Here is a 14,412-nt window from a genome sequence, read left to right on the forward strand (position 1 = left end):
CGTAACTCAATGTTAAGGTTGTTGTTTTGTCGGTGCCAAAGCAATTTCACGAACACATACACCTTGCGGTTGCTGATAAGCAAACAGCACTGCTCGTGCAATGTCGTCTGCTGCCAACACGCCGCCCATATCCACCTTCCAAGCGTCATAGCCATCTTTAATATCTTGAGACGTTGTATGTGAAAGTAATTCCGTTTCCACTGCACCAGGTGCAATCGTCGTAACGCGAACATTCGATGACGCAACTTCTTCACGTACGTTTTCAGAAATAGCATGAACCGCAAATTTGGTACCGCAATAAGCAGCATGATCAGGGAATGTTTTCTTGCCCGCGATAGAGCTGATGTTAATGATCGTACCACTGTTACGTGCTTTCATAGGTGCTAGGACGGACTGCATGCCATTGAGCAAACCAATTACGTTCACATCAAACATGCGCTTCCACTCCGATGCTTCCTGAGTATCTATCTGACCGAGAAGCATAACGCCTGCGTTATTTACAAGTGCATCTACCGGACCATACAACGCTTCAGCTTTCTCAATTGCAGCCTCAAAAGAAGCTTTGTCGGTCACATCTACCTTTTCACAAAGCGTATTTGGTAAGTTTAATGCTTCCAAACGTTCTACACGTCTTGCTAACAAAAGAAGAGCATGGCCCTGTTCACTGAAGTGACGTGCAATCGCTTCACCAATGCCTGAACTAGCGCCTGTAATAACAATTAACTTTTTCATTTTGAATCCTTAATCGAACGGTTTACATCAGTGGCGGTAAGTTTAAGAAAACTTTGTTTGTTGATATATACCGACCTAGTTGAAACACTGTTGTTATACTGCAACAATACTTTTTTGAATTATGAAGAAGTCATCATGCAAACACACATCAACCTTGCGGATATTCGCTCTTTCGTCCTAATCGCTCAACTAGGAAACTTCACGAAAGCAGCAGAGCAACTTGGCGTTTCTCGCTCACACGTTTCACGTCAAATAACAAATCTGGAGCAACAGATTGGTGTCACTTTGCTACAAAGGACCACTCGAACACTGAACCTCACCGAAGCAGGCAAGGTTCTGTATAAACAGTGTGAAACTGCCCTTCACAATATTGATCAAGCTGTTATGGCAGTGGTTGATGATGTAGAAGACTTAAGAGGTGACATTCGTATCAACTGTGTGGGGGGCTATTTAGGAGAAGACGTTGTCGCAGATATCGTTGCTCAATTTCTAATCCAACACCCACAAGTGAGCATTAACTTAGATTTTAGTAGCCATCGTGTCGATTTAATCGCGGATGAATTCGATATCGCTTTTCGAATGGGAAAGTTAGACGACTCCAACTTTATCGCTCGCAAACTGATCGATGTGGAAATGGGGACATACGCAAGCCCAAACTATTTAGAAACATATGGCTATCCTTCTCATCCAAAGGACTTAGAAAAACACGTTTGTTTGACAGGTAGTGTGACACGGTGGGCATTTGAGAACACGAATACAAAGCAGTCAACGGAACACCAGATACGTGGACAGTTACGATGTAAGAGTGGCAGAGTAATGATAAAAGCAGCCTTGGCGGGAAATGGCATCATCCGTGTGCCAGCACTTTATTGTCAACAAGAACTCCAGACAGGCAAGCTAAAAGAAGTGTTTACTAATTGGAGCATTCCGAGTGTGGAATTTTCACTCCTTTATCATCACGACCGACATCAACCAAAACGCATCCGAGCCTTTGTTGATTTTACTACGCAATACTTTCGCAAACTGCAGAGTAAAGACAAGTAACCTGCACGTTGGTACCTGTCTATGTATGCTTTATAGGCTGAGCCTGTGAACCTGGGGTTTGTTCTAGAAAGAGTGTGAGCATTTTGACGCTTAAGGCTTGGTTTTCATAAACGTCAGAGGTGTTTGTCCAGTTTGCTTTTTGAAAAATGCAATAAAAGCACTGTCTGACGAAAACTCCAGCCAATCGGCAACTGCGCTGACTGGCATGCCCGTTGATAACAATTCAACTGCTTTTAAAAGCCTCCACTGTTGCCGCCAATCTTGATAGTTCATTCCCGTTTCCGACTTAAATAATCGTGTTACCGTCTTGGTGCTTGCCCCAACTTTGCTTGCAAGAGTAGTAAGCGAAGGAGCTAGAAATGAAGGTTCAACCAACTCTCGACGAAACGTTGTTAAGCGCCGATGTGATGGCAAAGGCAACTGAAACGAATAACGTTTCGCAGCATAAAACTCCTCCCAAAAAAGCGCCGTCGTATTTACCATCTCGCTGCTAGGCTTATCCCACTCCCAAAATGACATTTTATCAATAAGAGCTTGGAGTAAATTATTCACTTCTATCATCGTGATCTTACTCGGACAGGCAAACTCCTCACAATCAAAATACAAAGATCGGTACGCCACCACATTCGTCATTAGTGCGCGATGCGGCGTATTAGGTGGGATCCAAACCGCCTTTGTCGGTGGCAAAATACAAATCGAGTCTTCCAGAGCAAAACTCATACAACCTTGAGGTGCGTACAATAACTGCCCTTTCTTGTGCATATGCATACCTGAGTCGTGCTTGCCAATATCCGCAGCAATTCCCACTACACAATTAGAAATTTTGTCTGCATCAAATTGTGTTTTTTCGTTAATAAGCGCCATTTTGTCCGAATGTTGATGTATTTGGTTTTTATGTTGTTATTAGATCAATCATAGCCTCATTTATACTGCCCGCCAACTTCATTAACGATGGGTAACAATATGAATACTAAGCCCTCTTTATGGCTCATGCTGGTTATGTTGATGTTTCCGCAAATTGTAGAAACTATTTATAGCCCAGCGCTGAGCTCAATCGCTCTTTCATTTGATGTAAACCACGCACAAGCAGCCCAAACATTGTCGATTTACTTCCTAGCTTTTGCCATTGGCGTTGTAGTTTGGGGAGTTCTCGCAGATAAACTGGGAAGAAGGCCCACCATGCTTATTGGGCTCTTTATCTATGGCTGCGCATCTTTACTCGCAACTCAAACCGAAAGCTTTGCTGTTGTCATGACCGCGCGAGCCCTAAGCGCATTTGGTATCGCGGTAGGATCCGTTGTCACACAGACCATGCTTCGTGACGCGTTTGACGGTCAAGAACTGAGTAAAGTCTTTAGCTTAATGGGGATGGGTATATCAATCAGCCCGGTAGTTGGCATGCTATTAGGCGGGCAGCTTACAGCGCTTGGTGGATACCGTTATGTGTTTTTTGCCTTGTTTTTAATCGCGTTAGTATTGCTCGCTTACAACGTTATTAAGCTTCCTGAAACACAGAAGGAACAGACACCAGTACGGTTGCATCAACTTAGCTGGAAAATGGTAAGAGACGCGCGAATTTGGCGCTCAGGATTACTGGTTGCTTTGTATAACATTGCTCTATTTTCTTATTACCAGCTTGGCGCATTTACTTTCTCGGTACTTGGGTATAACTCCGAACAATTTGGATACAGTGGCATGGTACTGGGGTTAGGCACTCTGCTTGGGAGTTGTTTAAACAAATCCCTAGTGTCTAAAAATGTTCGAAAAAGCCAACTACTTTGGCTCTCAGCAGTATTGCTTAGTTTGGGATCAGTCGGTGTGTTGATTCTGAGCCAATCAATCTGGTTTGTTGCTCCAATGGTGTTAGTCGTCATGTCTTATGGGATTGCGATACCCAATATACTCAGTGACGCACTCGTTGATTATAAACAACAGGTAGGTAGCGCAGGCGCTTTATTTGGGCTCATGTACTACATCATGATCGGGACGGGATTAGCGATGGCTGGAACAGCACAAAACTTAGGTGTCGTTCTATTAGCATGTAGCTGTTTAGCGATTTTATTAGCGTTTTCTAAAAGGCAAGTTCATACCAACTTGTGACCAGATACTACGCATTGCTTGCCTAATCTTCCGAAGATTGGTCTACATCTTTTCTAACGGTTAACTAAAACGTAAATAAAAAGCGCCTGTCGGCGCTTTAATTATCCATAGATCTTATTGCCATGTTGGCTCGCCAAACTCTTCACAACGTTGCTTGTCGTAATTTTCAATGCGCCCGCGTTTACCTACAAACTGAACCTGAACAACCATTCCAGCTTCAACATATTCACTGAAATAATCGCAAGAAACACGAAAACTAGTATCGCGTATAACAATTGGTACCCATTCATAGCCGCCGCTGCGTGGTAAGTAAGACTTGAAGGTAATGACCCCGTCATCTGAAACGTTGATTTCTTCATCATATTCATTCAACTTATAAAAACGTTGTCCATCAAACTCTGTCTTTGCTTTTTCAATTATTTCCTTCGTTGCTGTCGATTGCATCGGCGTATTTGAGACCAGTTGACACCCAACAACAGATGTCAATACGGACAAAGCCAAAGCGAGTTTAGTTATTTTATTCATTTACCTAACCACTGTTGAATTATTCAACACTTACCATTTTAAAAGGAGGGAGACCATACTTTATTTTAAAGAAAATAAAAAGCGTCTTTCGGCGCTTTTTATCTGAACATTTCTTATCCAAACGTCTCGAGTAGATTTTCTAGAAAAGCTAACTTTTTATTACAATGAATTTTATTTAGGCTCTCACCGGAATCTATTGCTATTTAACCCCAAGCTTCAAACTCATTAGGCTTTACGTGTTTTATTTTTAATCTAACGTTGGGATCCAGAGCTGTTTCAGTTCCCAATTCACAGTAGTACTCAACAGCATTTTCATCTTCAATCATGTCAACGAAGCTAGCAACGACACTCAACCGTCCACCACCTCTAGTCAATGAAAAGTACGCATTCTTGTTTTCATTTACTTCAAATTTCAAAGGAATGAATTCAGGTTCTTCAAGAGAAATATCTATCCATTTATAGTTATCTAAACTCTTCCCCTTTCGTGGGGCATAAACTGTTTTCAACCCATTTTCGTCAACAACGAAGTACATCGAATTCTCAGCTTGATTAAAGCAAGCTTTCAAACTGCCACCTTTATTTTCTAAATCACACGTAAATATGACAGAATTTTGGTTGCAGCTTGCACTTACAAAATTTGAAAACGACACAATAAATGAAAACCCGACCATCACAATTGATTTATAAATTTCATTGAATTTAAGCATTTCAACTACATTAAAAATAAAAACAATATATTCACTTTATATTAAAATAGTCTTCATCAGGGAATTTTTCGTTGGTTTTGTTAGTACTATACTTTCCATTATATGGATTAATCGTCAGTTCTTCACCATTATTATCAAACTTAAACTGCCTTCCATCAAACTCTCCCTTTATCCTTAAACTTACTCTACCTTCAATAATCTCAACATATTCATATCTTGATGAAAAACTATTCCAGCAAACATCTCGCCTATGTTCGTCATAATTAGCAGAAAAAACTATTGTAGAAGAACAATAATTCTCTTCTCCATTTCTATTCCAATACAAAATCCTATCTTTAGGTATGTTCATATTAAAATTATCTCTCTGGAAAATGTAAGACAACACGCCAGTATAATTATTATTAGCGTTTTTTATTATTTTACCATTATCTCTGTCCAATAATGTATGATCGATAATATCAAAACCATAATCGTAAATGTCATAACTAAGGTTCAAACTACCAATCTCTTTTGGAACTTCTTTTTTTTCTGTGTCAAAAATAAAGTATGCTTCGCTATTTATATTACCATTAGTCAAGTCAACCAAATAAAGCTCTTCATTCAATTTAATTAAATCGCTTGTGCCACATGAGTCAAAAAAGCTAAAATCATATGAAGTTCCATTTGCTTTTAGAGAATATTGACAAAAAGGCCCCTCAGCCTCTGTGAATTTTTGCTCTTGCGTAATACTGCTTTCCGCAAAAGAATATGTTGATAAAAAGATTAAACTAAATGTAATCATTTTATTCATTTATCATTAACTCCAGCTTGTGATGTACACTCTTACTTCTTTTATAGTAATTTTTATTGATCATTGAACTATCCTTAAGATAAAACTTACTAAAGTCATAGTTATCGGATATTGAATTACAATTAATCAACTTTGAAAGTTTTAATAAGTTATTTTTTCTCTCTAACAAATGATTGTAACCACCATTTACTGAGATCGTTACACGAAATAGATCATTCTTGGTAGCGAATGGACGAATATCTCCCCAAGCACTACCTTTTACCCAAAACCACCCTGAAGAATCTACTGCCGTGTGTAAATCTTTAGCAACGCTTTCTATCATTTCTTTTGTAAGATCTTTAGTATTCACACCAAAGTATTTAGCATAGTTTTCTATATGTGTTATCTGTAATAAACCACGTCCATGATAGAATGCACCACCTCTGTACTTATTCCATTTCTCTGGATATTTCCCGTTATAATAGTACTCTTCCGTCGTTTTGAAAAAATCACTTTCTTGAAATGCTTGAGACAGAAAGTGGATTTTATTCAAACAATCATCGATTTCATACGTCCTAAACATGTCATTCAAGCTATTTAATAACTCATCTAAAGAAACATTTCTCATACTGTCATAATGAGAGTTCTCAAAAATAGTTTCTTTTCCACCTAAGACTTCAAGTAAAAAACTCTTGGAAATATCACGATTACAGAAACATTTACTTTGGGTGTGATTTCCTACAAAAGGCCAATAATGCCAAAGGCTCTTATCATCGCTTAGTTGCAAATCACCTTGTAAATCTTGCATCCATGAGAACTTATCTGCTCTTTCCAGTTCGAATTGCGAGAAAAGATCAAAGCTATCCATCACTTGATCGCGCCATGGGGAGTTACGGTAGTCCTCTATAGTCACAAAACCAGCGGAGCACTTAATATCTAGAGCTTCCTTTGCGGTCTGATGGATTGATTCATAAAGACTTTGTGACGACTCTGTATGCCAATCTGTAGGATGTTTCACAATAAATCGCTCAAAGTGTTTACGCTTACCGTCTAAGTATACTTTGGCATCGCGAGCAGTGAACGAGGAGAAGTCCGTTACTTGATCTTCTGTCACAGATTCAAGTAATTGCTGAATAAACGAATTACTCATATCAACGGCACCGCTACTATCGGCCCCATCGAGAACAACAAGTGGATTTTCTTCCGCATTTTTGGGAGAAATCTGTTTTTTGAAAAATTCGGGCGGCTCCTCAAAAGAGAACATCTCGATATGCACACGATTATCTTCTTTCTTAGTCCCAATTGCATCGTTACTGTACTCATGCAGTCCCATGTAACCGATATCTTCCCCAGCTGAAACCTTTATCCCCTCTCTAAATAGGAGTGGGAGTAAAGAAACCACACTACCGTCCCTAATCATTGCCGCCTTGTCCGACATCCATTTAGGTTCTGAAACTGGTTCTGATAGGACAGCAGAGGAATCTTCTAAAATGTCAAAGTCACTATTGAGACCCGAAGCAAACCAAACAATCTTGTTTAACAGTGCTTTTTCGCTACCACTTGCCGATTTACCATTCTCTACCACACGGCACTTTATCATTTTGTAGGTATTTTTGTCGATCTGGTATGGATGGGTCTCCTTCTCTTCTGCATACAGGTATTCAAGTAATGTTCCTTTAGACATCGACTGTTTTTTTTCACCAGAATTAGTAGGCACATCACTATGTTTGAAAGTGCGTACATTTCTCGCTTCTTGTAAACGGTAACGCGTGGTTATAGATGAATTGGCGCCAATATCTGAAGGTGGCGCAAGGTGCATATAAAGTGTATAGAACTTAAATACATCTTCATTATCTTCGGGGTTTACAGCCTCATGCTCGATAAGCACAAAGTTATTACTATACTTAAACTCTTGCTCTTGGTACGTTGATGTTAGGTAATCAGGATTTATGCGAAATGCCACTATTTTTCCATCAAGCATCGCTTGAATAGGTCTGAGCCCTTTCCCCCACGGTAACATTTTTGATGTTAAGTGAATGCCACTATGCCAACCGTACCCTTGTCCTATTAAATAACGACCGCTCTTAGCTTGATCAAACAATTTCGTAAAATCACTGAGCGTGTAGTAAGCGTCACCTTCTCGTTGCGCTATCGGAAAAACTGCATCCATGATTTAAATGTCCTAGTCAGAAAAGTTATCGTCAAAAGTGACAAATGATGGGCGGTTCAAGTTGTTTGACTTCGTGTACACCACCGCATTAACCCTACCTAAATTAGTAGCAAAGCTAGATTGGCTCGCTATGTTAACGGTACTCCCAAGGGCCATTGCCGATATAGAAATTAGGGTGTCATTTTTGGTTTCGAAAATTTGGCTAATGACGTCAGGAAGTGCTTGTTTGAAGTGGTTAAGTGCTTTTTTATAACCGTTTATACCCTCTTCAACAGAACTCAACGATCTTGCAGAAGCTTGGCTTTGTATGAAATCTAAACGACCGATGATTTCACTGTTTAGCTCATCGATGTATGAACAGATTTGATTGTTTATCAACGTCCATAAAACAAACTGCAAATACTTCACAGTATTCCCAGTCCCTAAAAAGCGAAGCTTCGCTAATAATTCATAGGGAGGCTCAAACACATCAGCTTGATATAAGACTCTCAATATATCGCCATTTTCGTGCACTTGCTCCAAGAGCAGTTCAACTAAAGGTTCATATTTCTCTAGCGCAGTAGTATCAGTTTGGATGTGATAAAGTGCCGAAACATAAGCATCAGAAAAATCTTTAGAGTGATTTTGACTAATCGCATAAGGAGACGATATACGGCTTTGCTCTAACACAATATCTTTAAAGTCATCATCACTGAAGGATGGGGACATCAATATGCCCCAGTCATTAGCAACCCCAACACGATCTTCCCAAAATGGCGAGCGGCGACCTGCTACAAACGTACAAAAATCATTCGGATCAGGGTAAGTTTCCGTAACAATATTTTCAGCTAAAGATTGGTTCGGGGTGTAAGAGTCTTGAGTTTCGCTGAGCACTAACCTGCATTCTTTTAGAGCGAGACCATTAACAGATGCTTTTCCGCTAGAATCCAGCACTCCACTCCCAATGACAGCACCTGAAGGTTCGACTAAAGAAAATTGTGCATTAGAGTAAGGGAGCCCATTTGGATATTTGCATTCTATATCCAGCGTATACGTCCCTTCCTGCTCTTCACTCACAGAAACCGATGGGTTTTGTGCGCCGCCAAGACACACAGTGTTGGCTTTGTTCATGGTCATTTGATCGGACAGGCGACATACGCCCTTACCTTCAAATTTAACCGTTGGTGAGGCTGAAATGAATTTTGCTTCAGCTTCTATCGTGCCAGAGGAAACGCCTTTTCTGTCACCGCCCGCATCGCCGGTACTTTTTGAGAACGTACTGCCCTTGATAGCGACACTGTTACCGCCATCCATAGAGACTGTCGTAGTCCCACCAGCAAGGTCTGCTGATTTAGCATTGTTGCCATAAGGGATAGGGACGACTGGCTTGCCGACCTTAGTTAAACAAACATCTGGGAGCGTTGCATTCGCTTCACCACCTGAGCCTTTATGAACTATCGAAAGTCCATTCGCACCAACTGTTACGCCCATAACCAATCCATTTGAATTTTATTGATTGAATGATAAAAGAGATCGCACATTGCAATCTCTCTAAATGACTAGTGAATTTCACTAAAAGACCAGTGATATTCACAATAAGCCCTAAAACTGGCAGAAGATCTCATTTTTAGATTTCTGGTTATCTATACACTTCAAGCAGTTGCTGAAATTTTAAGTCTATGACGATGTAGGTTGCCGCATACATAAGCGCAAACGTCATCGCACTAAGACTCAAGATCAGCTTGGGTGAAATTACCCTTTTCAACGGCTTCTTTAGGTATTTAGCTTTAAGGTTGATTAAAGAAACTTTTTCTTGTTCTGCTAGGCGGTCATCTCGCACTAATCGATAAATGGTGCTGCCAATTTCCGCTAACTTTTCGTTACCACGTTCTTCACGGCCGTACTTGCCTTGGAAACCGAGTTGAAGCAGTAAATAGAGAAACTCTATAACGTGACGGTATTTACGAGGGTCGGCTTTTAAGCGATCGAGAATAACGAAGAACTTATCACCACCAGACGTTTCGTTGTGGAATTCAGACAGTAAGCTGTTCTGGCTCCAGTGACTATTTGCCCCCCATTCTTGTCGACAAACAGACTCATCAATCGCCGCACACAAGCAGTAACGAATAACAAGAACCGAAGCACGATCGAGCTCCATTTCATTAAGTTTTCGTTCACCTTTTCTAATCTCACGTGCCACTTGTTCACGAAATGGCATCGGGTCATCAAGCCAAGGGATCGAAGACATACAAGACAGACTGGCGATCAACCATGAGAACTGGTCCACTAGCGGGTTAATACCCATGTTATCGATAGATAGATCTTGTACTGCGATGTTTCTCGACAAGTCAGGCGCTGGCATTACCTCCATTGGTTTGCCAGGCTCTGGTTGGAATAAGACTACGGTGACGTCGGTTTCTGCGTAACTCATAGACGAACGGCCCAAAGTTGCAATGATAAGTTAGCGAAATCGCCCGCAACGTGAATCGCAATCGCAGCAGTGTTCTTCAACGCCATCCACTCTTCGCCCGTTTTATCGAGCTCGAAATAGGTGTAGCCAGCGTGATACGGCAGCGCGCGTGGCACAACTGGCATTGGTTTGATCTCAATCCCAGGCAGTTGAAGGTTAATCAAGTCACGTATGTTATCGATAGAACCGATCTTCGTTTGGCTGACAAACTGGGTATGCAGAACATCCAAGGTCACGTCGGCTTTAACTGCGAGGATAAAGGTTGTCGTATCAATGATCTTATTGTCAGGGATTGCTGCCGTTCTGATGCCATAGTTCTGATCTTTTAAGGTCAGTGGAATTGCTCTTTGCTCAGACATCACGCTCAATGTCATTTTCGCACTGTCTAGGACGCGAGAAAGACAGCTAGTAAGATCACCATGATTGTACTTCGTAAACTCAATAGGTCGGCGTGTCGTTGAGCACAGCGTCGAAAGCTCACCCTCTGCCTGAAGAAGAATTCGATACAAAGACTCAGGATGCACAGCTTCTGTGCTGGCGAAATGCCAAAACAAGGGTTCGTATCGGTTGAGCGCTTGCAATAGCATAAAGTCAGAAACCGATGATACACCTTGTTGATCCACCACCCCTAATCGCTGGACTATCGATTCCGCGCGATGCTTCAACATAGAAGCAAACTCGGTCGCAAATTTACTCAGTACTGTCGACGCATGAATATCGATACAGGTAGGAATGAAACTATCATCTAAGATCACGCTGCCATCAGGCTTCACTTCTGAGATCTTTAAGATCGGAATAGACGTGTAAGCACTCTTATCTTCATGATCGTACATTAAGCAAAAGTTAAGCTTACCGACGACGATATTTGCCATGTCTTCCGAATCATAACAAGCGTCAACCGCTTCTTGAGATTCCATCGTATAGCGCGCACCGTCTTTTTTGGTACCAAATAACTCAGAACGTTCCGATGGTAACGGACAGCACAAATAAACGACTTTATCGGCAATCGAAGGATCTACATCTTTCACTTCAGGCAGCTCAGCAAGCAACGGAAGCTCAAATGGTGTCCGGTCTTGTAAAATACCTTCAGCACGAGTAATACCGATTTTACCCAGTGCTAGTAACTGAGAGTTGATTTCTAAACGTTTAATTCCCCAATGCAAAGGCGATGCATTGGCACTCAGTAGGCTCGATAGTTTACTTTGCGAACGATCGAGTTGTTGAAAATGCTGCGGCTTCATGAACATTCCATCTTGCCAAACAACTGGATTGTATAAAGACATGTTTCTATCCCTTAAAAGTAAACCTGTTCAATGCCGCGAGTGTTATCAGAAATTAACTCACTGCCCTCTAACTTGAGCTTGATGTAGTACTCGCTCTTCTCTTCAATAACTTCCACTTTTCGCCATGACGAACCATCAATATCACGAAAAGCCACTGAAAAACCGACGGCACGAGTGTCAGGGTCTAGCGTTAGCATTTCATGAACTTTTCCACCTGGCTGTATTTGATATTCGTAACGTTTGATGTACTCATCACCCAACGACGCTTTATCGCTCTCAAACAAGGCAAAGAAATCTAAGCTTCGGAACAATACTGGCGAACTTAATTCGTGAAGACGGAGAATAACTGGAGATGACTGGCCCCCATTTCTCACATTGAGTACAGGTGATGCCTCAATAACCAATTCAATCGACGAAGTTTCTGGTGTGATACCAGTGGACTCTTTAAATTGATCCCACATGGAACAACCGGACAACATGGCAAATCCGAGTAATACGGCGATACTACGCATGGTTTCCCTTAATCACTTTGTTATAGTTTTTCTTAATCAGCCCTTTTAAGGATGTTTCATTAAGCAGGCGACGATTATTAGTGTAGAAATCTAGGTATTCGGCCCACAGCTTTGACTTAGTTGAGAACAAAGACTGGCTAGCGACCCTGTTAGCAAATGCTACGGGATCGTTCGTTTCTGACTGTTCTAAAATGAGCTCATTCAGTGCTTTGTTAAACATAACTTGGTGGTCGTTCAGCTCATCGAGCATTTGTTCAACCAGTTCATTTGGAGCCAGTAATTGCTGACTATTCAAAGTAAGCATTAGCTCTGCAATGTTCGAGTTAGCCTCACTCGCACTCTGCTCATCTTTTAACGATTCCACTTCGTGCAACTCTTTCTGTAGGTTATCAATACATAAACGCAAGCAAGTGCCCATTTGCTTGAATAACTGCGCCTCGTTTGTCATCAACTCTGGGTTTCGAATACCCAAACCATCAAAAAACGCTTGCGCTATATCTTGAGAGCAAACGGCCGCATCAGTATCGACTTGTGCTTTCGTCGTACTGTTTATCGCATGCTCTGCCGTAGGTATTTGAAGTTGCTGATTAGTGTTAGGAGAAGGCGTAAAAGATTGGGTCATCTCTTCCCATTTTGACCCTGTATTAGCCTGCTCTACGGCCATCTCAGTAACATTAGGCGTACGATGTTGTCTTTGAATCGTGCTATCTGGGGCTACCGTGCCAGGTTGCATCACCTCAGCTGAGGCAATATCGGCTCTATGTGCCTTAGCGCTTTCTGGCGCTAATGCATCATTGACTGATGCGTTACTCTTGGTTTCCGCAGCCATCCAGTCTTCAGGGATTAGGCTTGGCTGATCGAATTCGGAATATATGCTGAAACTGTCATCGACCACCTGACGCGTGCTTTCCACGGTTCTAGGTTGTTCAGATTCTGTACGCTCATTATCACGAATTAAGTAATCGTCATCTCGCTGCATCGAAAAGTTAAGGTGAGCAACAGGATCATGACAATCAATGTCATCCTGTTTAGTCTCCATAAACAAATCTTCTAAGGCACCGACTTTTTCTTCCTCTTCGACAACCGCATCTCCTAGACTAACCAGAGGATCGCTAGATACTCGCTCAGGAGCAATATCAGCGGCGATGTCTAGTGTTGAGGTAACGTGCTCAAGAGAAACACCAATCTCATATTGCCCTAAAGAAATGATGTCGCCATCAACTATCGCAACGGGTTGATTTTTTAGTATTTTATTCCCATTTACCATTGTGCCATTAGTTGATACGTCACTTATATAGTAGGTATCTCCATACACGCTGAGCAAACAATGAGTGCCCGATATAAAGCGGTTGTGATCGGCTAAAGACACGCTACAGCTTGGGGAACGACCTATCGAACCACCACTTTCAGGCATTTCAATATGCTTTGCACCGGTGTATTCCTCTGGACACTTTGAGATAAATAAAACTAGCTGATTTGAGTACATTTACGAACCTCAAAAGAGCAAAGAAACTGATAGTTCAAGCCCACCAATTCCATCATTTACAACCGGAAGGATATAAGAGGCCTGCGGGATAATTTGTATATGGGCGTCAGGATTACTGCCTAACTTTATAGCAGTACCAAGGGTCATAACCGCACCTAACTCAAACTGGTCGATGTCTTCAACACTCTCATAACGATAGCCCTCTTGGTCTACTTGCCAGCGATTAGAATATTGCGAGTAACCGACAGACAAGCCCGCACCAACGTATGGCGTGAAAACACTCCAAGAAGTCAACGCATATTGAGGAACAACACGAAGTTCATAGTTCGTCGCTTCTTGATATAAGCCGTTTGCTGGCGCTTCAATATCTTCTGCTAGATAGTTTAGCCCTAACCACCAACGCCAACGGTTATTGTTTTCATCAATAGGACGAGTATGAACCAAGCCGAACCTAAGCGTATCCTGCTCACCACTTTTACCTTCATCGTATTTAATGCTATCGATAGTCAACATACTGGTAGAGAGTCCATATCGCTCCCCTTTTGCCATTGCAACAGAAGAAAATAGACACATGGCTGAAATCAGCCCAATTTGACTTGGTTTTAGCATTTCGTCCCTCTAGGAAAACCGATATT

13 protein-coding genes and 1 pseudogene are annotated in these 14,412 nt (G+C 41.5%); 2 read left to right on the forward strand and 12 right to left on the reverse strand.

Going from position 1 to position 14,412, the window contains the following annotated elements; translation table 11 throughout:
• Positions 1 to 12 precede the first annotated feature (12 nt).
• Complete coding sequence (locus tag R7E51_RS00335; protein WP_005373333.1) at positions 13 to 732, reverse strand: SDR family oxidoreductase; 720 nt, start codon at positions 730 to 732, stop codon at positions 13 to 15.
• A gap of 135 nt (positions 733 to 867) precedes the next feature.
• Here R7E51_RS00335 and R7E51_RS00340 point away from each other — a divergent pair, with 135 nt between their 5' ends.
• Positions 868 to 1,776: a LysR family transcriptional regulator gene (locus tag R7E51_RS00340; protein WP_005373334.1), complete on the forward strand. Its 909-nt coding sequence runs from the start codon at positions 868 to 870 to the stop codon at positions 1,774 to 1,776.
• 90 nt (positions 1,777 to 1,866) lie between these two features.
• On the opposite strand, the gene R7E51_RS00345 is transcribed toward R7E51_RS00340, so the two are convergent.
• Positions 1,867 to 2,640 (reverse strand): AraC family transcriptional regulator, encoded by a 774-nt coding sequence (locus tag R7E51_RS00345; RefSeq protein WP_017633708.1) that lies wholly within the window; start codon positions 2,638 to 2,640, stop codon positions 1,867 to 1,869.
• 99 nt (positions 2,641 to 2,739) lie between these two features.
• Between R7E51_RS00345 and R7E51_RS00350 the strand changes: the two genes are divergently transcribed.
• Positions 2,740 to 3,876: a multidrug effflux MFS transporter gene (locus R7E51_RS00350; protein ID WP_005373339.1), complete on the forward strand. Its 1,137-nt coding sequence runs from the start codon at positions 2,740 to 2,742 to the stop codon at positions 3,874 to 3,876.
• Between the two features lie 114 nt (positions 3,877 to 3,990).
• On the opposite strand, the gene R7E51_RS00355 is transcribed toward R7E51_RS00350, so the two are convergent.
• The 10 genes and pseudogenes from R7E51_RS00355 to R7E51_RS00400 form a co-directional block, all read right to left on the reverse strand.
• The gene (locus R7E51_RS00355) at positions 3,991 to 4,401 is read right to left on the reverse strand and encodes a hypothetical protein (protein ID WP_005373341.1); all 411 of its coding nucleotides are present in this window, start codon (positions 4,399 to 4,401) and stop codon (positions 3,991 to 3,993) included.
• Positions 4,402 to 4,604: 203 nt separating this feature from the next.
• Positions 4,605 to 5,108 (reverse strand): hypothetical protein, encoded by a 504-nt coding sequence (locus tag R7E51_RS00360; protein WP_005373343.1) that lies wholly within the window; start codon positions 5,106 to 5,108, stop codon positions 4,605 to 4,607.
• A gap of 31 nt (positions 5,109 to 5,139) precedes the next feature.
• A complete protein-coding gene (locus R7E51_RS00365; protein ID WP_005373345.1) occupies positions 5,140 to 5,898 on the reverse strand; it encodes a hypothetical protein in 759 nt (252 codons plus the stop codon).
• Positions 5,891 to 8,047, reverse strand: coding sequence for a hypothetical protein (locus tag R7E51_RS00370; protein WP_005386124.1), 2,157 nt, complete (start codon positions 8,045 to 8,047; stop codon positions 5,891 to 5,893). The genes R7E51_RS00365 and R7E51_RS00370 overlap by 8 nt, the downstream gene beginning before the upstream one ends.
• Positions 8,048 to 9,069: 1,022 nt before the next feature.
• A pseudogene (locus tag R7E51_RS24090) lies at positions 9,070 to 9,517 on the reverse strand (DUF4150 domain-containing protein); the annotation flags it as partial.
• Positions 9,518 to 9,665: 148 nt separating this feature from the next.
• Positions 9,666 to 10,457: a type IVB secretion system protein IcmH/DotU gene (gene icmH / locus R7E51_RS00380; RefSeq protein ID WP_025767903.1), complete on the reverse strand. Its 792-nt coding sequence runs from the start codon at positions 10,455 to 10,457 to the stop codon at positions 9,666 to 9,668.
• A complete protein-coding gene (gene tssK / locus R7E51_RS00385) occupies positions 10,454 to 11,779 on the reverse strand; it encodes a type VI secretion system baseplate subunit TssK (RefSeq protein ID WP_005373357.1) in 1,326 nt (441 codons plus the stop codon). The genes icmH and tssK overlap by 4 nt, the downstream gene beginning before the upstream one ends.
• 11 nt (positions 11,780 to 11,790) lie before the next feature.
• Positions 11,791 to 12,291, reverse strand: coding sequence for a type VI secretion system lipoprotein TssJ (gene tssJ, locus R7E51_RS00390; protein ID WP_005386118.1), 501 nt, complete (start codon positions 12,289 to 12,291; stop codon positions 11,791 to 11,793).
• Positions 12,284 to 13,777 carry a type VI secretion system-associated FHA domain protein gene (locus R7E51_RS00395; RefSeq protein WP_206957775.1) on the reverse strand — a complete coding sequence of 498 codons (1,494 nt, stop codon included), beginning with the start codon at positions 13,775 to 13,777 and terminating at the stop codon, positions 12,284 to 12,286. Before R7E51_RS00395 ends, tssJ begins: the two co-directional genes overlap by 8 nt.
• 9 nt (positions 13,778 to 13,786) lie before the next feature.
• Positions 13,787 to 14,386 carry a hypothetical protein gene (locus tag R7E51_RS00400; RefSeq protein ID WP_054574680.1) on the reverse strand — a complete coding sequence of 200 codons (600 nt, stop codon included), beginning with the start codon at positions 14,384 to 14,386 and terminating at the stop codon, positions 13,787 to 13,789.
• Positions 14,387 to 14,412: the final 26 nt, after the last annotated feature.

Origin of the sequence: Vibrio sp. Vb1166 (assembly GCF_033338695.1) — a bacterium.
In the GTDB taxonomy this organism is placed as follows: Bacteria; Pseudomonadota; Gammaproteobacteria; order Enterobacterales; family Vibrionaceae; genus Vibrio; species Vibrio alginolyticus.